The organism is Streptomyces sp. NPDC043176, from assembly GCF_056436715.1.
Genome location: NZ_JBWKCA010000005.1, coordinates 1 through 20,915, shown reverse-complemented (window position 1 = coordinate 20,915; position 20,915 = coordinate 1). Strand labels below are relative to the sequence as shown.

17 protein-coding genes and 1 pseudogene are annotated in these 20,915 nt (G+C 72.8%); 9 read left to right on the top strand and 9 right to left on the bottom strand.

What is annotated here, in order from left to right; genetic code table 11:
* Positions 1–151 precede the first annotated feature (151 nt).
* Both AC067A_RS09330 and AC067A_RS09325 read left to right on the top strand, forming a co-directional pair.
* A pseudogene (locus tag AC067A_RS09330) lies at positions 152–589 on the top strand (DUF998 domain-containing protein); the annotation flags it as partial.
* A complete protein-coding gene (locus AC067A_RS09325) occupies positions 586–1,392 on the top strand; it encodes an alpha/beta fold hydrolase (protein WP_478616768.1) in 807 nt (268 codons plus the stop codon). The pseudogene AC067A_RS09330 and the gene AC067A_RS09325, both read left to right, overlap by 4 nt.
* On the opposite strand, the gene AC067A_RS09320 is transcribed toward AC067A_RS09325, so the two are convergent.
* The 4 genes from AC067A_RS09320 to AC067A_RS09305 form a co-directional block, all read right to left on the bottom strand.
* On the bottom strand, positions 1,377–1,796 hold the full coding sequence (locus AC067A_RS09320; RefSeq protein WP_478616766.1) for a CBS domain-containing protein: 420 nt from the start codon (positions 1,794–1,796) through the stop codon (positions 1,377–1,379). The two genes, AC067A_RS09325 and AC067A_RS09320, sit on opposite strands and share 16 nt — an antisense overlap.
* 409 nt (positions 1,797–2,205) lie before the next feature.
* Complete coding sequence (locus AC067A_RS09315; protein ID WP_478616763.1) at positions 2,206–2,835, bottom strand: DUF305 domain-containing protein; 630 nt, start codon at positions 2,833–2,835, stop codon at positions 2,206–2,208.
* Positions 2,832–3,509, bottom strand: a complete 678-nt coding sequence (locus tag AC067A_RS09310) for a DUF3105 domain-containing protein (RefSeq protein WP_478617781.1) — start codon at positions 3,507–3,509, stop codon at positions 2,832–2,834. Before AC067A_RS09310 ends, AC067A_RS09315 begins: the two co-directional genes overlap by 4 nt.
* A 74-nt stretch (positions 3,510–3,583) precedes the next feature.
* On the bottom strand, positions 3,584–3,919 hold the full coding sequence (locus AC067A_RS09305; protein ID WP_478616760.1) for a hypothetical protein: 336 nt from the start codon (positions 3,917–3,919) through the stop codon (positions 3,584–3,586).
* Between the two features lie 293 nt (positions 3,920–4,212).
* Between AC067A_RS09305 and AC067A_RS09300 the strand changes: the two genes are divergently transcribed.
* Both AC067A_RS09300 and AC067A_RS09295 read left to right on the top strand, forming a co-directional pair.
* Positions 4,213–5,574 (top strand): glutamine synthetase family protein, encoded by a 1,362-nt coding sequence (locus tag AC067A_RS09300; protein WP_190157267.1) that lies wholly within the window; start codon positions 4,213–4,215, stop codon positions 5,572–5,574.
* A gap of 131 nt (positions 5,575–5,705) precedes the next feature.
* Positions 5,706–6,194: a GNAT family N-acetyltransferase gene (locus AC067A_RS09295; RefSeq protein WP_478616757.1), complete on the top strand. Its 489-nt coding sequence runs from the start codon at positions 5,706–5,708 to the stop codon at positions 6,192–6,194.
* Positions 6,195–6,278: 84 nt separating this feature from the next.
* Here AC067A_RS09295 and AC067A_RS09290 read toward each other — a convergent pair whose 3' ends face one another.
* Together AC067A_RS09290 and AC067A_RS09285 are read right to left on the bottom strand one after the other, a co-directional pair.
* The gene (locus tag AC067A_RS09290; RefSeq protein ID WP_478616754.1) at positions 6,279–6,710 is read right to left on the bottom strand and encodes a VOC family protein; all 432 of its coding nucleotides are present in this window, start codon (positions 6,708–6,710) and stop codon (positions 6,279–6,281) included.
* Positions 6,711–6,738: 28 nt separating this feature from the next.
* Entirely contained in the window at positions 6,739–9,033 is a 2,295-nt protein-coding gene (locus AC067A_RS09285) for a PIG-L family deacetylase (protein WP_478616752.1), read from the bottom strand.
* A 439-nt stretch (positions 9,034–9,472) separates the two neighbouring features.
* Between AC067A_RS09285 and AC067A_RS09280 the strand changes: the two genes are divergently transcribed.
* Positions 9,473–12,460: a bifunctional [glutamine synthetase] adenylyltransferase/[glutamine synthetase]-adenylyl-L-tyrosine phosphorylase gene (locus tag AC067A_RS09280; protein WP_478616750.1), complete on the top strand. Its 2,988-nt coding sequence runs from the start codon at positions 9,473–9,475 to the stop codon at positions 12,458–12,460.
* 41 nt (positions 12,461–12,501) lie between these two features.
* On the opposite strand, the gene AC067A_RS09275 is transcribed toward AC067A_RS09280, so the two are convergent.
* From AC067A_RS09275 to AC067A_RS09265, 3 genes are all read right to left on the bottom strand, one after another.
* Positions 12,502–13,329, bottom strand: a complete 828-nt coding sequence (locus AC067A_RS09275; protein WP_478616747.1) for a DUF4344 domain-containing metallopeptidase — start codon at positions 13,327–13,329, stop codon at positions 12,502–12,504.
* Positions 13,330–13,430: 101 nt separating this feature from the next.
* Positions 13,431–14,366: a phosphatase PAP2 family protein gene (locus AC067A_RS09270; protein WP_478616744.1), complete on the bottom strand. Its 936-nt coding sequence runs from the start codon at positions 14,364–14,366 to the stop codon at positions 13,431–13,433.
* A 75-nt stretch (positions 14,367–14,441) separates the two neighbouring features.
* Positions 14,442–15,476, bottom strand: coding sequence for a LacI family DNA-binding transcriptional regulator (locus tag AC067A_RS09265; RefSeq protein WP_478616742.1), 1,035 nt, complete (start codon positions 15,474–15,476; stop codon positions 14,442–14,444).
* 366 nt (positions 15,477–15,842) lie between these two features.
* Between AC067A_RS09265 and AC067A_RS09260 the strand changes: the two genes are divergently transcribed.
* The 4 genes from AC067A_RS09260 to AC067A_RS09245 are packed head-to-tail and all read left to right on the top strand — an operon-like array spanning position 15,843 to position 20,753.
* Complete coding sequence (locus AC067A_RS09260) at positions 15,843–17,123, top strand: extracellular solute-binding protein (RefSeq protein WP_478616740.1); 1,281 nt, start codon at positions 15,843–15,845, stop codon at positions 17,121–17,123.
* Between the two features lie 29 nt (positions 17,124–17,152).
* Positions 17,153–18,163, top strand: a complete 1,011-nt coding sequence (locus tag AC067A_RS09255) for a carbohydrate ABC transporter permease (RefSeq protein WP_478616738.1) — start codon at positions 17,153–17,155, stop codon at positions 18,161–18,163.
* Entirely contained in the window at positions 18,157–19,035 is an 879-nt protein-coding gene (locus tag AC067A_RS09250) for a sugar ABC transporter permease (RefSeq protein WP_478617778.1), read from the top strand. Before AC067A_RS09255 ends, AC067A_RS09250 begins: the two co-directional genes overlap by 7 nt.
* 50 nt (positions 19,036–19,085) lie before the next feature.
* A complete protein-coding gene (locus tag AC067A_RS09245; RefSeq protein ID WP_478616735.1) occupies positions 19,086–20,753 on the top strand; it encodes a glycoside hydrolase family 13 protein in 1,668 nt (555 codons plus the stop codon).
* Positions 20,754–20,915: the final 162 nt, after the last annotated feature.

The following is a 20,915-nucleotide window of genomic DNA, read 5'->3' as shown; positions in this document are numbered from 1 at the left end:
GACTCTGCCCGGCGGGGTTCGGGGCGGCGGAGTGCGCACCGACGGGGCGCGGACCGGCGGGGCGCGGACCGGCAGGGCGCGGACCGACGGGGCCCGGGGAGGCGGGGCCCGGGGAGGCGGGGCCCGGGGAGGCGGGCGGCCCGGGGCGGCGCGGGAGCGCTGGGCCGTCGGCGGGTGGGTCGCGCTCGCCGTGTTCGGGGCCGCGACCGTCGTCGACTCGCGGCTGCCGCTCAGCTGCGCCCCCACCGCGGACCCGGAGTGCGCGGCCCGCGAGACCGCCGGACTCGTGCCCGCCACCCATACGGCCCACGCCGTCAGTTCGAGCCTCGCCATGACCGGCGCCCTCGCCGCGATGGTCGCCCTGACCGTCGCCGCACGCCGCCACGGCCACTGGCGTCCGCTGGCCGGAACCGGCCCCGCCCTCGTCGTCCTGGAGCTGGCCGCCACCGCGTGGACGCTCACCGCCGTCGCCGCCTTCGAGGCCGGAAAGGGCGTCTGGTCGCTCGGCGCCGGGCAGCGGCTCCAGGTCCTCCTGGTGGCCGTCTGGCTCGCCGTCCTCGCGTACTCCCTCGCCCGGGAGGAACGATGACCTTCCTGCGGATCGGGGGAGTGCCCCACCACGTCGTGGTCGAGGGCTCAGGACCCGTCTGCGTCCTGAGCGCCGGCCTCGGCATGAGCTGGTTCGACTGGGACCCCGTCGTCCCGCTCCTCGCCCCCCACCGCACGGTCGTCCGCTTCGACCGCCCCGGCCACGGGCTCTCCGCCCCGGCCACGGCCCCGCCGACGGCGGCGGGCGAGGCCCACCGGATCGCCGCGGTCCTCGACGGCCTCGGCCGGCCCGGCCCCGTCACCGTGGTCGGGCACTCGATCGCCGGGTTCCACGCGGAGGCCTTCGCCCGGCTCCACCCGGACCGCACGGCCGCCGTCGTCCTCGTCGACCCGTCGGTGGAGGAACACCCCCGCCCCTCCCGTACGGCCGCCGCGTCCCGTGCCGCAGGCGCCGTCCTCTGCGCCGCCGGGGCCCCGGCCGCGCTCGGCCCGGCCGTCCGCCGGCTGGCCGTCCGCCGCGACCCGACGCCCACCGCGCTGATCCGGCGCGTCTACGGCACCTCGCGCGTGCTGCGCGGCGCCCTCCTGGAGAACGCCCACTACGGCGCCGTCGCCGCCGGGCTCCTCGCTCTCAGGGAGGACCGGCCCCTCCCGCCGGGCGTGCCCGTCACCGTCCTCGCCGCCCCCGACGGCTCGGCCCGCTGGGAGCGCCGCCAGCGCGCGCTGGCCCGGGGGCTCGGCGCCCGCTACGAGGCGGTCGAACCCTCGGGCCATCTGGTCATGCGGGACCGCCCGGACGCGGTTGCCCGGGCGGTCCTCGGAACGTCTCAGGAAGCGGCGTAGACGCTCGCGCAGAACGCCTTGAGCTCCTCGTCCGACAGGTGCTGGGCGAGGTCGGCCTCGCTGATCATGCCGACGAGCCGCTTGTCCTCGATGACGGGCAGGCGCCGGATCTGGTGGCTCTGCATCTCCTCGAGGACGGCGCCCACGTCCGCGCCGGAGTCGATCCAGCGGGGCGTGCCCTGGGTGATCTCACCACAGGTGATCCTCGACGGGTCGTGGCCCATCGCCACGCAGCGCACCACGATGTCCCGGTCCGTGACGATGCCGCAGAGGCGTTCGTTCGCGTCGGCGACGGGGAGCGCGCCCACGTTCAGGTCCCGCATCAACTGCGCCGCCCGGTCGAGCGTCTCGTGTTCCGGGATCCAGCGGGCCCCGCTGTGCATGATGTCCTTCGCCGTGGTCATGGGGTGTGAACCTTTCGTCGAACGTCGTCGTACGAACTCCCCGAGCCCACTCATTGTCGACGCGGGGCCCGGCGCCCGCGACTCGTCGGCGCCCACTCCGGTCCGCGCGCCCGCCCCGGTCCGCGCGCCCGCCCCGGTCCGCGCGCCCGCCCCGGTCCGCCCACCCACCCCGGTCCGCGCGCCTGCCCCGGGCACGGCGACGGCCCCGCGACGGCCCCCGGGTGGGCGCGGCCCCTGGTACGCCACGACCTCCGGGCAGGCGCGGCCCCCGGTATACGCCGCGGCCCCCGCGACGTGCGAAGGGTCACGGGGGCCGTGTGGGGCCGTGTGGTGCCTTGTGGGGCAGCGCGCGGGGCCTCGTGGTGGGGTGCGGGGCCGTGTGGGGCCTCGCGGTGCGCCGCCCGGGGTGTCAGGCCCCGCGCTTCCTCAGCATGTCCGCCATCAGGGCGATCTCGGACTGCTGGGCGTCGACCATGCCCTGTGCGAGGTTCCGCTCGATGTCCACGGAGCACTTCGAGACGCAGCCCTCGGCCATGTGGACCCCGCCCCGGTGGTGCTCGGTCATGAGCTTCAGGTACAGGACCTCGGCCTCCCGGCCACTGGCCCCGCGCAACTCGTCCAGCTGGGCGTTGGTCGCCATGCCGGGCATCAGCGCCCCGTCCAGCGGGCCGGTGTCACCGGAACCGCCCATGCCCATCCAGGTCATCGGCTCGACCCCGGCCTGGACCTTGGGCAGCCCCCACATGTCCAGCCAGCCGAGCATCATGCCCCGCTGGTTGGCCTGGGTGTTGGCGATGTCGTACGCCAGCCTGCGGACCTCCTCGTCCTCCGTCCGGTCCCGGACGATGAACGACATCTCGACGGCCTGCTGGTGGTGGACCGCCATGTCCCGCGCGAAACCGGCGTCCGCCGAGGCGGAGTCGGGGGTGCGCGGAGCCTCGTCCCGGTCGGCCGACGCGACGGTGACCGCGCCCCCGGCGAAGAGCAGCGCCAGGGCGACGGCGGTGACCGCCGCGCCCTGCGTACGGTTGAGCCTCACTGGCCCATCCCCGCACCGCCGGCGCCGTCCGCGCCGATCCCGCCGGTGCAGGCCGCGCCGGGCTCCGGCGTCTGCGGGCCCTGCACGTACTTCGTGAAGAACGCGTCGACCCGCGGGTCGTCCGCGCCGTCCACGGTCACCTGCTTGCCCCAGGCGGACAGCATGATCGCCCCGGCCTGGTCGTCGACCGGGCTCATCAGCGTGTACTTCGTCTTGCCGACCTTGTCGGCCAGCTGCTTCACGTCGGCCTGGGAGGCCGACTTGTTGTACGTCACCCAGACGGCGCCGTGCTCCAGCGAGTGCACGGCGTTCACCTCGGCGATCTTCTCCTTGTAGACCACGCCGTCGCAGTTCATCCAGACCGGGTTGTGGTCACCGCCGACCGGCGGCTTCATGTCGTACTTCACGGCCGTCTCGACGTGGTTGCGGCCGAGCTTCTTCGGGTCCCAGGACTTCTCGGCCGAGATGGGGGCCTTGGCGGCGGCGTCCTTCGCGTCCTGCTCTTCGGACTTCTTCATCAGCACGACGGTGCCGAAGCCGACGAGGCCCAGGACGACGACCCCGGAGACGCCGATGGTGATCAGACGGTTGCGGCGCTCACGGGCCTGCTCGGCGCGGCGCATCTCCTCTATTCGGGCGCGGCGGTCGGCGTTGGCGGAGCGGGTGGCGGCCATGGTGGTGTCGTCCTTCTTCAGGGGGGTGGGGTGGAGTTCGGGGTGGACGTGCGGGGGCGGTAAGCCCGCCGCCGTCACGTCCGGAGAACTTGAAGGACGTGCAGGTCCGGAGCGCGCGGCTGGGCGCCGGAGCGGCGCGCCGGGCCGTCACCCGGGGGCGCCGCGAGCCGCTGGGGCCCGCCCGCCGCGTCCAGCGGCGGGTCGAGCGGGGGCGCGCTGAGCACCGCGGGGGAGAGGGACGGGAAGAGGGAGCAGCCACCGCGGTCGTACGGGCAGACGTACTCGCCCACGACCGTCACGGCCCGCAGGCTCTCGCCCGGCCCGTGGTGGGGGTCGTCCCGGTCCGGCCCGGGCACCGGACAGAGGAAGAGCGCGGCGAGGAGCGTCGCCACGGCACTCGCCAGTGCCATGGGACGCGCGTCTCCGGACAGGCGTACGAGCCGTGGGGCCCCCATGGGCGCAGATCGTAGTGGGCGCGAGGCCCTCGTGGGCCGAACGGGGTACCACCGGGTGGCCGGGGAACGGACGCCGGACGGGCGAACAGGCACCCGGAATCGGCCGCTCCCCGTTACCTGTGTCACACCCGAGCAGGCACTATGGGTGTGCAACGTGCGCGAAACCATGTGGTGGGATGCTCAGGTGCCCCCCGATGTACCCGAGGCGGTGGGAGCAGGCGGCCTGACCAGCGAGGATGGGTGTGGAAATGGACAAGCAGCAGGAATTCGTGCTCCGTACGCTCGAGGAGCGCGACATTCGCTTCGTGCGCCTGTGGTTCACCGACGTGCTCGGCTTCCTCAAGTCGGTGGCCGTGGCACCCGCCGAGCTCGAGCAGGCCTTCGACGAGGGCATCGGCTTCGACGGCTCCGCGATCGAGGGCTTCGCCCGCGTCTACGAATCGGACATGATCGCCAAGCCGGACCCGGGCACCTTCCAGATCCTGCCGTGGCGCGCCGAGGCCCCGGGCACGGCCCGCATGTTCTGCGACATCCTCATGCCCGACGGCTCGCCGTCCTTCGCCGACCCGCGCTACGTCCTCAAGCGGGCCCTGGCCAAGACCTCCGACCTCGGCTTCACCTTCTACACCCACCCCGAGATCGAGTTCTTCCTCCTGAAGGACAAGCCGCTCGACGGCAGCCGGCCCACCCCGGCCGACAACTCCGGCTACTTCGACCACACTCCGCAGAACGTCGGCATGGACTTCCGCCGACAGGCCATCACCATGCTGGAGTCGATGGGCATCTCGGTGGAGTTCTCCCACCACGAGGGCGCGCCCGGCCAGCAGGAGATCGACCTGCGCTACGCGGACGCCCTCTCCACCGCCGACAACATCATGACCTTCCGCCTGGTCATGAAGCAGGTGGCCCTGGAGCAGGGCGTGCAGGCCACGTTCATGCCGAAGCCGTTCTCCGACTACCCCGGCTCGGGCATGCACACCCACCTCTCCCTCTTCGAGGGCGACCGCAACGCCTTCTACGAGTCGGGCGCCGAGTACCAGCTCTCCAAGGTCGGCCGCTCCTTCATCGCGGGCCTCCTGCGCCACGCGGGCGAGATCTCCGCCGTCACCAACCAGTGGGTCAACTCCTACAAGCGCATCTGGGGCGGCTCCTCCCGCACCGCCGGCTCCGGCGGCGAGGCCCCCTCCTACATCTGCTGGGGTCACAACAACCGCTCCGCCCTCATCCGCGTCCCCATGTACAAGCCCGGCAAGACCGGTTCCTCCCGCGTCGAGGTCCGCTCCATCGACTCCGGCGCCAACCCCTACCTCACCTACGCCGTCCTCCTCGCCGCCGGCCTCAAGGGCATCGAGGAGGGCTACGAGCTCCCCGCCGGCGCCGACGACGACGTCTGGGCCCTCTCCGACTCCGAGCGCCGCGCGATGGGCATCGAGCCCCTCCCGCAGAACCTCGGCGAGGCCATTGCCCTCATGGAGAAGAGCGAACTGGTCGCCGAGACCCTCGGCGAGCACGTCTTCGACTTCTTCCTGCGCAACAAGAAGCAGGAGTGGGAGGAGTACCGCTCCGAGGTCACCGCCTTCGAGCTCCGGAAGAACCTGCCGGTGCTCTGAGGGAGACGGTCGTCCCCCGACGTCCTGCGGGCACGGAGTCCGTGCCCGCAGGACGGACGACCGGGTGGCCGACACGGCGGCGCCGGAGAATTCCGTTGCCGGGGGCGCGGTGTGCGGCCGACACTGCGGCCGTGAAGATCGAGACCGTCGCCACCGAGCGGCTCCAGCTGCGTCCCCTCACCGTCGAACAGGCCGAACGCATCGTCGGCCGAGTGCCCGGCCCGGGCGACCTGTGGGGCGAGGGCTACCCAGGCGCCGGGGACGTCCGGACGGCCGACGGTTTCCTGCGCGGGGTCGTCGAGCGCGGTGACCCTGGCGTGTTCCGCACCTACGAGATACGGCTCGACGGCGTCACCGTCGGCGGCATCGGGTTCCACGGCCCGCCGGACGAGATCGGGGTCGCCACGGTCGGATACGGGCTGCTGCCGCACGTCCGCGGCAACGGGTACGCCTCCGAGGCGCTGCGGGCCCTCGTCGAGGTGGCCCGCGTGGCCGGCGCCGCCGGGGTCAAGGGCGACGCCGACCTGGACAACCCGGCCTCGCACCGCGTGATGGAGGCCGCCGGGATGCGCTGCGTGGCGGAGAGCGAGAAGCTCCGCCACTTCTACCTGGCGCTCTAGGGCCTGCCGATCAGGCCCCGCGAGCTCGGCGCGATCGGCACGATCCCCCAAGGGCCGTCCGGGCAGGAGGGCCAGGAGGCCCCGTCAGCGCTCCGAGAGCTCCGAGGGGGCCTCCTGGACGACCCAGCCGTTGCCGTCCGGGTCCTCGAAGGTCATGAAGGAGTTCCAGGTCCCGCCCTTGCCGTCCTCCCAGCCGGTCGCGCCGACGTGCATCACCGGGGAGACGTCGACACCCCGCTCGACGAGCTCCGCCCGGGCCGCCTCGATGTCCGTCACGCAGAGCTGGAGGCCGTGCAGGGTGCCGGGGGCCGTCTCCTTGGTGCCGGGCATCGGCGGCATGCCGTCGAGCAGGGCGATCGAACAGCGGGAGCCGGGCGGCGTCGCCTGGATGATCCGCGTGCCGGGCGCCACCTCGTCGTCCAGGTCGATCTTGAAGCCGCACCTGTCGCCGTAGAACTCCTTGGCCCGGTCCATGTCGGTGACGGGGACGGGGACCACTTCCAGTGTCCAGTTCATGGGGGTCACCCTCCCGCACGGCAGGGCGTCACGCACCCGGAACGGGCCGACGGGGAGCGGGAGTCCAGTGCAGCCGGCCGTCGAGGCCGATCGCCGCGACCCCGTCCGTCCCCGCGTCCGGCGCGCCCGCGAAGAGGAACTTCTCCAGCGTCCACTCCGGCGGCGCCCCGGCCGACCGGCCGTGCGGCGCCGTCGCCAGGAAGCCCGTCCGGGACCGGACCGCGAGGAGCCCGTCGCCGCCGCTGACCGGGCCGAAGCCCGCGACGCCGGAGCCGGGCAGCTCGGTGACGGGGGAGACCGGGCCCACGCCGGAGAAGTCGGCGCTCCGCAGGTCGCCGGAGGCCGGCTTGCGGAACCAGAGGCGCACCCCGTCGCCGTCCGGTGCGGGGACCGCGCTCAGCGCCAGCGTGGTCGGCGGCAGACCGGTCCGCACCGGGCCGGTCAGGGGGCCGCCGGGCCGCCGCTGAGCCCAGGTCAGGACGGTGCTCGGGGTGCTCGCGAAGACGTAACCGCGGCCGCTGCCGTCGGTCGCGGCCACGGGGTCGCCGTACACGTCCCCGCCGCCGAGCGTCCGCCACGGCCCCCAGCCGCCGTCGGCGCGCTGCTCGCGGGCCGTGAGGCGGTGGCCGCTGTCCCGCAGGAGCACCGTCGCCAGGCCCGCGCGGTCCACGGTCACGGCGGGCGCGCTGATGTCCGAGGTGCCCCCGGCGTCGTCCCGCTCGGGCGTGCCGAGCGAACGCCACGGGCCGAAGGCGCCGCCGGGCGCGGTCTGCGCGGTGGTCACGACCTCGCGGCCGTACGCGGAGGCGCCGCCGCCGAGCGTCGTACGCGTGCCGAAGACCGCCATCCGGCCGTCGGGCAGGGCGACGGAGGTGACGCCGCTGTCGAGACCGCCGCCGGGCAGCAGCACCGGCCCCTGCCACGCGCCGGCGCCGGCGGGCTTGTGCCAGGCGGCGAGCCGCCCGTCGAGGACGGAGAAGGCGTGGAGCCCGCCGTCGCGGTCGCGCTGCACCCAGGAGGTGGAGGTGGAGCGGGCGTACCGGACGGTCTGCGTCCAGCCCCGCCCGCCGGGCCGCGCGGCCACCTTCAGGTCGCCGCAGCCCGCGGCGGTCCCGCAGTCGTTGACCCCGTCCGTCCAGGCGTACGTCCTCATGGTCCGCAGCTTCGCGCCCGCCGTCTCGGGGTCGAGCGTGTGCGGCAGCGTACTGGTCGGATAGCCCAGGTAGTTCTGCACGCCGACGTGCGGATGCCCGGGCCGGTCCGCGTACCGGGCCAGCGCGGCCTGGACGAACCGCGCCCCGTAGAGGTGGTCCTGATGGTCCCGGAGCTTCACCGCCCCGGCCCCGGCTTTGGCCCCGGCCCCGGTTCCGGCTTTGGTACCCGCCCCGGCTCCGGGCGCGGATCCCGCGCCGGCCCCGGCCCCGTCCCCGGTCTTCGCCCCGTGCCTCGTCCCGGCCTCGGTTCCCGACCCGTGGCCGGTCCCGGCCTGGGTCCCCGACCCGTGGCCGGCCTCGGTCTTGGTCTCCGCCCCGTGCTTCGTGTCCGGCCAGGTGCCCGGGGTCGGGTCCTGCATGCGGACGAAGGTCGGCCGGAAGCGTTCGAGGAGCCCGGTGAGGGTGGTGACGACCTGGTCCTTGGTGTACGTGAAGTCGGCCGCGACGGGGGTGCCGGTGGCGCGCTGGGAGGGCAGCGCGTGGATCCGGTCGTGCCAGAGGCCGTTGAGGCTCTGCGGGCGGTCGCCGCTGATCGAGCCGGCCTCGCGCAGCTGCAGCCACACCAGCTTGACCTGGGGCTTCGCGCGCAGGGTGTCCATCTCGGCCGACGCACCACCGGCCGTGGGTATCGCGGTCCGGTCCCAGGCGCCGGTCCGGCTGCCGGTCGCCATCTCGGCGTACGCGGCGCGTATGCCGTTCTGCCGGGCCTCGGCGTAGCCGGCCTTGTCGGGCTCGGCGCCGGCGGCGTCGCCCGGGCGGGCGTTGACGCCGTCCGACTCGCCGGCGGTGAGGTAGACGGAGGTCAGCGGGCTGCCGGAGCGCAGCGACTGCGAGACGTCCGGGTTCATGAAGAACAGGTCGTCGTCCGGGTGCGCCACGATCTGCATCACGGACGTGGCGGCCTGCGGGGCCCGCACGGGCTTCGCCGCCGTCTCGGCGGGCGCCTTCCCCGCCGCTTTCGCCTCGTGCCCCTGAGCCGGCACGCGGGGCACCTGCGGCTTCGCCGCCGTCACCGAGAGGAGCCCGGCGAAGGTGCCGCCGACCAGGACGGTCGCGACGGACGCAGAAACGATTCTGCGACGGGAGGGACGACGGGGACGGACAGACATGTTCGGCGACGCTTTCACTGACGGGCTGGCTGGGCGGGGCTGGGCGCGGCTCGGCGGGACGGGGCGGGCTCGACGGTCCCGCGGCGCCGCGGGAGGCGGCTCGGCCGGGCCCCGCGGGAGCGCCGCGGGGGTCCGGTCCGGCCGCCTCCCGCGGGGGTCGCCGCGGGGGGTACGGCTCGGCGTACGGGGAAGCCCCCGCACGCGTGAACGAGCGGGAGCGTCCCAGTACATCAAGACGGATCTTCCAGATTTACGGTTCATTCGCCCCGAAAGGGATCTTTGTGCGGGATCTCACGCGCCGGACGCCGTGTGATGCGCCACGTCTCCGCCGGACCGGACGTCCGTCCGGCGCGACGTGACCGGCGGTCGGGGGCGCCCCCGGCCCCCGCGCCGGATAGGCTCGGCCCTTGGGGCTGACCTGCTCGGAGGGAGCGGCGGAATGACGGTGCCGGGACGCAGGAGCAGCACGTTCTCACGGCTGCTGCGGCACGGGTTCACCGACCCCTCGGGAGCCGAACAGCTCCTCGACGCGCCCGAGCTGTCCGCGCTGCGGGACGACTCCGTCCTCCTGGACGCCCTGGGCGTCACCGCCGACCCGGACCTCGCCCTGCGCGGCCTCGTCCGGCTGGCCGAGGCCCAGCCCGAGACCGAGCGGCAGACGTTCACGGCCACACTGCTCTCCGCCAAACCGTTCCGGGACCGGCTCCTCGGCGTGCTCGGCGCCTCCGAGGCGCTCGCCGACCACCTGGCCCGGCACCCCCGCGACTGGGAGTCCCTCGTCACCTACGAGGCGGTCGACCTGCACCCGGGGGTCGCCGAGTTCGAGCAGGGCCTCGCCGAGGCCACCGACGCGGTCTCGCTCCGGGTCGCCTACCGGCGCTGCCTGCTCGCCATCGCGGCCCGTGACGTGTGCGGCACCACCGACGTCGCCCAGGCCGCCGCCGAGCTCGCCGACCTGGCGACGGCGACCCTGCGCGCCGCGCTCGCCATCGCCCGTACCGCCGCCCCCGCCGACGCCGCCCAGTGCCGGCTCGCCGTGATCGCGATGGGCAAGTGCGGCGGCCACGAGCTCAACTACGTCTCCGACGTGGACGTGATCTTCGTGGGGGAGCCGGTCGAGGGCGCCGACGAGGGCAAGGCGATCCAGGCGGCGACGAGGCTCGCCTCGCACCTCATGCGGATCTGCTCGGAGACCACGGTCGAGGGCACCATCTGGCCGGTCGACGCCAACCTCCGCCCCGAGGGCCGCAACGGCCCCCTCGTCCGCACCCTCTCCTCCCACCTCGCCTACTACCAGCGCTGGGCGAAGACCTGGGAGTTCCAGGCCCTCCTCAAGGCCCGCGCGGTGGCCGGCGACCCGGACCTCGGCGCGCAGTACATCGACGCCGTCTCCCCGCTCGTCTGGCAGGCCGCCGAGCGCGAGAACTTCGTCCCCGACGTCCAGAAGATGCGCCGCCGGGTCGTCGACAACATCCCCGTCGCCCAGGTCGAGCGCGAGCTCAAGCTGGGCCCCGGCGGCCTGCGCGACGTCGAGTTCGCCGTCCAGCTCCTCCAGCTGGTGCACGGCCGCAGCGACGCCGGCCTGCACAGCGGCACCACCCTCGACGCGCTGGCCGCGCTCGCCGCCGGCGGCTACGTCGGCCGGGCCGACGCGGCCCAGCTCGACGAGGCCTACCGCTTCCTGCGGGCCATGGAGCACCGCATCCAGCTGTACCGGCTGCGCCGCACCCACCTCGTCCCGGAGGACGAGGCCGACCTGCGCCGCCTCGGCCGCTCGCTCGGCCTGCGCACCGACCCGGTCGCCGAGCTCAACAAGGAGTGGAAGCGGCACGCGGCCGTGGTCCGCCGGCTGCACGAGAAGCTCTTCTACCGGCCGCTGCTCGACGCGGTCGCCCAGCTCGCCCCCGGCGAGATCCGGCTCAGCCCGAAGGCGGCCGGGCAGCGCCTGGAGGCGCTCGGGTACGACGACCCCGCCGCCGCCCTGCGCCACCTGGAGGCGCTGGCGTCCGGCGTGAGCCGCAAGGCCGCGATCCAGCGGACCCTGCTCCCGGTGCTCCTCGGCTGGTTCGCGGACTCGGCCGACCCGGACGCCGGCCTGCTCGGCTTCCGCAAGGTCTCCGACGCCCTCGGCAAGACGCCCTGGTACCTGCGGCTGCTCCGGGACGAGGGCGCCGCCGCCGAGAACCTCGCCCGGGTCCTCTCCGCCGGACGCCTCGCCCCCGACCTGCTGCTCCGCGCCCCCGAGGCGGTCGCGCTCCTCGGCGACCCGGAGGGCCTGAAGCCGCGCGGCCGCGACCACCTGGAGCAGGAGGTCCTGGCGGCGGTGGGCCGCGCGGGCGACGCCGAGCAGGGGGTCGCGGCGGCCCGCGGAGTGCGCCGCAGGGAGCTGTTCCGGACCGCCGCGGCCGACCTCATCGGCTCGTACGGCACCGAGGACAACCCCCGCGAGTCCGATCCGGGCGCCCTGGTCGACCGGGTCGGGGAGGCCGTCACCGACCTGAACGCGGTGACCATCGCCGGCGCCCTGCGGGCCGCCGTGCGCGCCGAGTGGGGCGACACCCTGCCCACCCGCTTCGCGGTCATCGGCATGGGCCGCTTCGGCGGCCACGAGCTGGGGTACGGCTCCGACGCGGACGTCCTGTTCGTGCACGAGCCGCGCGAGGGCGTCGACGAGCAGGAGGCCGCCCGCGCCGCGAACCGGGTGGTCGCCGAGATGCGCCGGCTCCTCCAGCTCCCCACCGCCGACCCGCCGCTGCTGATCGACGCGGACCTGCGGCCCGAGGGCAAGAGCGGCCCCCTGGTCCGCACCCTCAAGTCGTACGAGGCCTACTACCGCCGCTGGTCCCTGGTCTGGGAGAGCCAGGCCCTGCTGCGCGCCGAGCCCATGGCGGGAGACCGGGACCTGGCGGACCGGTTCGTCGAACTCGTCGACCCGCTGCGCTACCCCGCCGAGGGCCTCGGCGACGACGCGGTCCGCGAGATCCGCCGCCTCAAGGCCCGCATGGAGTCCGAGCGGCTGCCGCGCGGCGCCGACCCGACGCTCCACGCCAAACTCGGCCGCGGCGGCCTCAGCGACGTCGAGTGGACGGTCCAGCTCCTCCAGATGCGGCACGGCTGGGCGGAGCCGGGGCTGCGGACGACCCGCACCCGCGAGGCCCTGGCGGCCGCGCACGCCGTCGGCCTGATCCCCACCGAGGAGGCCCAGACCCTGGACGAGGCCTGGGTCCTCGCCAGCCGCGTCCGCAACGCGGTGATGCTGGTACGGGGCCGGGCCGGCGACACCTTCCCCTCCGACCCGCGCGAACTCGCCGCGGTCGGGCGGTACCTGGGATACGGCCCCGGCCACGTCGGCGAGATGGTCGACGACTACCGCCGCATCACCCGCCGGGCCAGGGCCGTCGTGGAGGAGCTGTTCTACGGGGCGTAGGAGTCGCCGTCCCGGGTCCGCGCGGTGTCGGCGCGGTCCCGTCAGCCCTTGAGATAGGGCTCGAGCAGGGTGCCCCAGGCCTCGTCGATCTGCTGGAACTCCTCGGGGCACCGCTCGGCCCGGCTCGCGGGCAGCGGCCCGTCGGGGTTGTCCTCGGTCTGCACGGCGCCCTGGAAGACGCTCGGGTCGGAGCCGTACAGCCAGCAGATGGCGTTGTAGTAGCGCTGTGCGTCGAGCGAGTGGTCGTCCGGGAGCTGCGCGTCGACGTCGTCCTGGGCCGCGGCGTCGGCGAGGGCTCCCCAGGCCTCGATGGCGCTCACCGCGTACTCCTGGTGCACGGTGTCGCCCGCGAGGAGGAGGGTGGCGAGCTGGTCGGCCGCGTCCTCCTCCCGGCCGGTGACCGGCAGGTCGTAGATGTCGATGAGGGCGTGCGCGAACTCGTGGAAGACGACGCTGTTGGAGATGCCGATGAGGTCGTCCTCGGTGGCCCGGCTCCGCTGGGCCTCGGTGCCGGTGGTGTTCAGTTCGTCGAAGACGCTCCGGTAGTACCCCACCAGCTCGTAGCAGTAGCCGATGCCCTGGTTCTCGGGATCCCAGAAGGCGTTGGCCTCGCCGCAGCTCAGCGCCGTCACGGGAACGTCCTGCGGAAGTCCGATCAGGGCGTTCGCGTGCGCGGCCGCGCCTTCGAGGACCTCGTTCTGCTCCAGGAACGTCTGCTCGGTCCGGTCCTCCGCCGTCTCGGCGGGGGCGTACCCCGCGACGAGGACCCCGGGTCCGGGAGCGGCCGGGGCGGCGGTGACGGTGGAGGCGCCGAGCGTGACGAGGGCCGCGGAGGTGAGGGTGGCGGCCCATTTCCGGTGGAATCGCATCCTGTGCCTCCCGCTCGGGATGAGGAGTGCGTGCGGGTGCCGCCGGAGCCGTGGGAAGCCCAAGGTCTACAGCCTCAGGATAGGCCCGTCCACCGGCCGGTTCACTTGGAGGAACCGACCGGCCGTTCCACGTCGCTCTCGCGGTCCGCGTCCGCGTCCGTGTCCGCCTTGGCCTTCGCCCCGGCGACCGGGGGCGGGCCGCCGTGCGCGACGGCTCCCGCGGGCTCGACCAGACGCGGCAGCCGGTGCGGCCGGGAGCCGTACCAGCAGTAGGAGACGCCGAAGCCGAAGGCCAGGCAGATCATGCCGCCGACCGCGTCCAGCCAGAAGTGGTTGGCGGTGGAGACGATCACGACGAGGGTGGCCGCCGGGTAGAGCAGGCCGAGGATCTTCGCCCACGGCGCCTTGGCGAGCAGGAAGACGGTCAGTCCGCACCAGAGCGACCAGCCGATGTGCATCGACGGCATCGCCGCGTACTGGTTCGACACGTGCTTCAGGTTGCCCGAGGCCATCGAGCCCCAGGTGTGGTGGACGAGCACCGTGTCGACGAAGTCCTGGCCGTTCATGAGCCGCGGCGGCGCGAGCGGATACAGGTAGTAACCGACCAGGGCCACACCGGTGGTGGCGAACAGGACGGTGCGGAACGCCGCGTAACGGCCCGGGTGCCGGCGGTACAGCCACACCAGCACACCGATCGTCACGACGAAGTGCAGCGTGGCGTAGTAGTAGTTCATCGACACGATCAGCCACGTCACCGAGTTCACGGCGTGGTTGACGGCGTGCTCGAAGGCGAGCCCGAGGGACTCCTCGGCCTGCCAGATCCAGTCGGCGTTCTTGAGCGCCTGGGCCTTCTGCTCCGGCACCGCGTTGCGGATCAGGGAGTACGTCCAGTAGCTCACCGCGATGAGCAGGATCTCGAACCAGATCGTGGGGCGCCGGGGCGTCCGCGCGCGCAGGCGCGACAGCCTGCCGTCGGCCACTGTGGGTGACGACGGGGTCGTCCGGTCGTCCAAACTCTTCACGGTCGTTTCACCCATGGGGAGAGAGTCTGCCAGATCCCTACCTCCCGACCGATCATCCCCCGGTCGGGTTCCGGGCGCACCCCCTCCGTCTCAGGAAGGAGTGCGCGCGGGGGACGGCGCCGAGGCCGTCGAACCGCGAACGACCAGCTCAGGCATGAAGACGAACTCGGAGTGGGGCGCCGGGGTGCCCCCGACCTCCTCGAGCAGCGCGCGGACCGCGGCCTGCCCCATCGCCTGCACGGGCTGGCGGATGGTCGTCAACGGCGGGTCGGTGAACGCTATGAGCGGAGAGTCGTCGAAGCCGACGACGGAGACGTCACGCGGCACGTCGAGGCCCTGCTGGCGGGCGGCCCGGATCGCGCCGAGCGCCATCATGTCGCTCGCGCACACGATGGCCGTGCAGCCGCGGGAGATCAGCGCCGCGGTCGCCGCCTGCCCGCCCTCCAGGGTGTAGAGGGAGTGCTGGATCAGCTCCTCGGACTCCTCGGGAGCGAGCCCGAGCCGCTCCTCCATGCCCTTCTGGAAGCCCTCTATCTTGCGCAGCACCGGCACGAACCGCTTCGGTCCGACGGCGAGGCCGATCCGGGTGTGCCCGAGCGCGGCCAGGTGCGTCACGGCCAGCACCATCGCCGCCCGGTCGTCCGGCGACACGAAGGGTGCCTGGACCTTGGGGGAGAAGCCGTTGAGGAGGACGTACGGGACGCCCTTGCCGCGCAGCTGGTCGTAGCGCGTCATGTCGGCGGTGGTGTCGGCGTGCAGCCCGGAGACGAAGATGATGCCGGCGACACCGCGCTCCACCAGCATGTCGGTGAGCTCGTCCTCGGTGGACCCGCCGGGGGTCTGGGTGGCGAGCACCGGCGTGTACCCCTGCCGGGTCAGGGCCTGCCCGATGACCTGCGCGAGCGCGGGGAAGATCGGGTTGTCCAGCTCGGGGGTGATGAGGCCGACGAGACCCGCGCTGCGCTGGCGGAGGCGTACGGGACGCTCGTACCCGAGCACGTCGAGCGCGGCGAGGACGGACTCGCGGGTGGCCGCCGCCACGCCGGCCTTGCCGTTGAGCACCCGGCTGACTGTGGCTTCACTGACCCCCGCCTGGGCTGCGATGTCGGAGAGCCGCGCGGTCATGGGAAAGGACTGTACCGGTCACAGCGCGTATTTCCCACCGGTTCCCCGCACCGGGACCGGACCACAGGATTCGAGCCGTTGCGCAAGGTCTTGCAGTGCTTGCGGCCCCTTTTCGTGGGGAAGGTGACCCCTCGCGGGGTGGTTCCGGGTGCGAGATGCCCGATACGGCCCCTGTCAAGCGGCCCGTCGGCAACCTTCGGGACACGTGGATGTAACGATCGCCGGTCCTTGCAGAAATTCGCCGCAAGCTCTTTCGGCTCGTTTTCATCCCTGTTACGTTCCTGGCAACCCGGAGCGCCGCGAGGGAGCGGTCGCATGAGGAAGGTTCCAGCCCCTCGTCTCCCCGGGATCACTGAAGGAGTTCACATGCGGCGTGGCATAGCGGCCACCGCGCTGGTCGCGGCCCTGGGCGTGACCCTGGCGGCGTGCGGCGGAAGCGACAGCGGTTCCTCCAACGGCGGCGCGAAGAGCTCGGGCGAGCTCTCCGGCACCGTGACCTGGTGGGACACCTCCACTGTCGGCTCCGAGGACAAGGTCTTCAAGAAGGTCGCCGAGGACTTCAAGAAGAAGCACCCCAAGGTCACGGTCAAGTACGTCAACGTGCCCTTCGGTGAGGCCCAGAACAAGTTCAAGAACGCCGCCCAGTCCGGCTCCGGCGCGCCCGACGTCATCCGCTCCGAGGTCGCCTGGACCCCCGAGTTCGCCGACCTCGGCTACCTCGCGCCCCTCGACGGCACCCCCGCCCTCAAGGACGCCGACGACTTCCTCAAGCAGGCGTCGGCCTCCACCCAGTACAAGGGCAAGACCTACGCCGTCCCGCAGGTCATCGACTCCATGGGCATCTTCTACAACAAGAAGATCTTCAAGGACGCCGGCGTCGAGGTCCCCAAGACCATCGCCGAGCTGAAGACCGTCTCCGCCACGATCAAGCAGAAGACCGGCAAGACCGGCCTCTACCTGCGCGGCGACGACGCCTACTGGTTCCTCTCCTTCCTGTACGGCGAGGGCGGCGACCTCGTCGACGCCGACAAGAAGACGATCACCGTCGACAGCCCCGCCGGCGTGAAGGCCTTCAAGACCGTCAAGGACCTGGTGGACTCCGGTGCCGCCAAGACCGACGCGACCGACGGCTGGAACAACATGCAGACGGCCTTCAAGGACGGCAAGGTCGCCATGATGATCAACGGCCCGTGGGCCGTCGCCGACACCTACGCCGGCAAGGAGTTCACGGACAAGGCCAACCTGGGCATCGCCCCGGTCCCGGCCGGTTCCGCCGGCCAGGGCGCCCCGCAGGGCGGTCACAACCTCGCCGTCTACGCGGGCTCGAAGAACCTCGACGCCTCCTACGCCTTCGCCGAGTACATGACCTCGGCCGAGACCCAGGCGACGGTCGCGAAGGAGCTCAGCCTCCTCCCGACCCGCCAGTCCGTCTACATCAAGTCGGACGTCGCGACCAACGAGATGATCACCTTCTTCAAGCCGGTCGTCGACAAGGCCGTCGAGCGCCCCTGGATCCCGGAGACCGGCAGCCTCTTCGCGCCGCTCGTCACCGAGTACACCAAGGTCCTGACCGGCCAGACCACCCCCGAGGCGGGTGCCAAGGCGACCGGTGACGGCTACCGCAAGCTCCTGAAGGACTGGAAGTAGCAGGAAGAGGAAGGAAGGCAGGCCGGCTGATGGCTGTGGACACCCCCAGCCAGTCGGTGGTGAAGGCCGCGGGCGACAGCGCCCGCGGCCGGAGCCGCGGAACTGGTAAGCCCCGGGGCGCGGCGAAGCGCTCCCTCGCCACCCACTGGTACGCCTGGGCGATGGTCGCCCCGGTGACCGTCGTGATCGCCGTGATCATCGGCTATCCGCTGGTCCGCGGCATCTTCCTGTCGCTGACCGACGCCAACGAGCGCAACGTCGAGCGTTCCATCGGCGTCAACCACATCCCGGCCAGCTACGAGTTCGTCGGCCTGGACAACTACGCGGACGCGCTGACGGGCGGCCAGTTCCTCTCCACCCTGGGCTGGACGCTGGTGTGGACGGTGGCCTGCGTCTCGGTGACCTTCGCCCTCGGCCTGGCCCTCGCCAACATCCTCAACCGCCAGATCGCCGGCCGCGGCGCCTACCGGCTGATGCTGATCCTGCCGTGGGCCGTGCCCGGTTTCGTCTCCGTCTTCGCCTGGCGCTTCCTCTACAACCAGGACAACGGCCTCCTCAACAAGGTCCTCGCGGGCGGCGGCATCGACGCCGTGCCGTGGCTGAACGACCCCACCTGGGCCAAGTTCTCGGTCATCCTCGTCAACGTCTGGCTCGGCGTGCCGTTCATGATGGTCGCCCTCCTCGGCGGGCTCCAGTCCATCCCCGGCGAGCTGTACGAGGCCGCCGAGATGGACGGCGCCAACGCCTGGCAGCGGTTCCGGCACATCACCATGCCCGGGCTCAGCTCGGTGTCGACGACGGTGATCCTGCTCTCGACCATCTGGACCTTCAACATGTTCCCGGTGATCTTCCTGCTCACCCGGGGCGGGCCCGGCGAGGCCACCCAGATCCTCGTCACCCAGGCCTACAAGTTCTCCTTCGAGGTCAGTCCGCGCGACTTCGCCCAGTCGTCCACCTGGGGCGTGCTCATCCTGGTCCTCCTGATGCTCTTCGCCGCGGTCTACCGGCGAGTCCTCCGCAAGCAGGGAGAAGTCTGGTGACCACCACGACCCCCGCCCGTCACGCCGCGCCCGCGAACACCCCGATCCGCGGCCGCCGTTCGCCGCTGGCATCGGTCGCGCTGCACGCCACGCTGATCGTCGCGTCCGTGATCGCCGTCTTCCCGGTCCTCTGGGTGCTGCTGACCTCGCTGAAGCCCGCGAAGTACGCCATCACCACGGACTTCTTCAAGGAGACGACGCTCGAGAACTACACGAACCTGCTGCGGGACACCCCGTTCCTCACCTGGTTCGGCAACTCGCTGCTCGTCGCCGGCCTCACCACCGTCGTCGGCGTCTTCGTCTCCGCCACCACGGGCTACGCCGTCAGCCGCTTCCGCTTCCCCGGCAAGCGCGGACTGATGTGGACGCTGCTCATCACCCAGATGTTCCCGGTCGCCGTCCTCATCGTGCCGATCTACAACATCATGGCGTCGATGGGGCTGCTCAACCAGCCGGTCGGCCTGGTCGTCACGTACCTGACGATCGCCGTCCCGTTCTGCGCGTGGATGATGAAGGGGTTCTTCGACACCATCCCGCGCGAGATCGACGAGTCGGGATACGTCGACGGCCTCACCCCGTTCGGCACCTTCTGGCGGCTGATCCTGCCGCTCGCCAAGCCGGGCATCGCCGTCACCGCCTTCTACTCCTTCATCACCGCCTGGGGCGAGGTCGCCTACGCCTCGGCCTTCATGGTCGGCGACGAGAACCTGACGCTCGCCGGCGGACTGCAGAAGTTCGTCAACCAGTACGGCGCGCAGTGGGGCCCGATGGCAGCGGCCTCCGTCCTGATCGCCGTCCCCGCCGCCCTGGTGTTCCTCTTCGCCCAGCGGCACCTTGTCACCGGCATGTCGGCCGGTGCCGTCAAGGGCTGACGGCCCTGAGCACCCCGCCCGAACGCACCTCCTTACCTCCCAGGGAAGACATGACCCAGCATCTCGCCACCCCGGCCGACGTCCCCACCACCGGCACGCACACGGGCTGGTGGAGAGACGCCGTGATCTACCAGGTCTACCCGCGCAGTTTCGCCGACGGCAACGGCGACGGCATGGGCGACCTGGAGGGCATCCGCAGCCGCCTGCCGTACCTGAGGGACCTCGGCGTGGACGCCGTCTGGCTCTCCCCGTTCTACGCCTCGCCGCAGGCCGACGCCGGCTACGACGTCGCCGACTACCGGGCCATCGACCCGATGTTCGGCTCCCTCCTCGACGCCGACGCGGTGATCCGCGACGCCCACGAACTGGGCCTGCGCATCATCGTCGACCTGGTCCCCAACCACTCCTCCGACCAGCACGAGTGGTTCCAGCGCGCCCTGCGCGAGGGCCCCGGCTCGGTGCTGCGCGAGCGCTACCACTTCCGCACCGGCAAGGGCGAGAACGGCGAACTGCCGCCCAACGACTGGGAGTCCATCTTCGGCGGCCCCGCCTGGACCCGCACCGAGAACCCGGACGGCACCCCCGGCGACTGGTACCTGCACCTCTTCGCCCCGGAGCAGCCCGACTTCAACTGGGAACACCCCGCCGTACGCGACGAGTTCCGCTCCATCCTGCGCTTCTGGCTGGACATGGGCGTCGACGGCTTCCGCGTCGACGTCGCCCACGGCCTGGTCAAGGCGGCGGGCCTGCCCGACATCGGCGCCCACGACCAGCTGAAGCTGCTCGGCAACGACGTCATGCCCTTCTTCGACCAGGACGGCGTCCACGCCATCTACCGCTCCTGGCGGCAGATCCTCGCCGAGTACGACGGGGAGCGCATCCTCGTCGCCGAGGCCTGGACCCCGACCGTCGACCGCACCGCGAACTACGTGCGCCCCGACGAGATGCACCAGGCCTTCAACTTCCAGTACCTGGGCACCCACTGGGACGCGGCGGAGCTCCGTACGGTGATCGACGCCTCGCTCGACGCGATGCGCCCGGTCGGCGCCCCCACCACCTGGGTGCTGTCCAACCACGACGTCACCCGGCACGCCACCCGCTTCGCCAACCCGGCGGGCCTCGGCACCCAGCTCCGCGAGGCCGGCGACCGCGAGCTCGGCCTGCGCCGCGCCCGGGCCGCCACCCTGCTGATGCTGGCGCTGCCCGGCTCGGCGTACGTCTACCAGGGCGAGGAGCTCGGCCTGCCCGACGTCACCGACCTGCCCGACGAGGTCCGCCAGGACCCGTCGTTCTGGCGCGCCAGCGGCCAGGACGGCTTCCGCGACGGCTGCCGGGTGCCGATCCCGTGGACCGTCGAGGGCACGTCGTACGGCTTCGGGGCCGGCGGCTCCTGGCTGCCGCAGCCCGCGTCCTGGAGCGGGCTGAGCGTCGAGGCGCAGACCGGCGACCCCGGCTCCACCCTGGAGCTGTACCGCAGCGCGCTCGCCGTGCGCCGCGAGCGCCCCGAACTCGGTGCGGGCGAGACCGTCGAGTGGCTGGAGGCACCCGAGGGTGTGCTCTCCTTCCGCCGCGACGGCTTCGTCTGCACCGCCAACACCACCGGCCGGGCCATCTCCGTCCCGCTGCCCGGCCGGTATCTCCTCTCCAACGAGGAAGTCAGGATCGTCGACGACGAGGCGGAAGTGCCCGCCGACACCACCGTCTGGTGGGCGGTGTGACGATCCCCCTGCCGCGGGGGGGGGGGGGGGGCCCCCCCCCCCCCCCCGCCCACCCCCCCCCCCCCCCCGGCCACCCCCCCCCCCCCCCCCCCGCCCCGCCCCCCCCCCCCCCCCCCCGGCCGCAGCACACCGGCACCGGCCACCCCACCGCCACGCCCACGT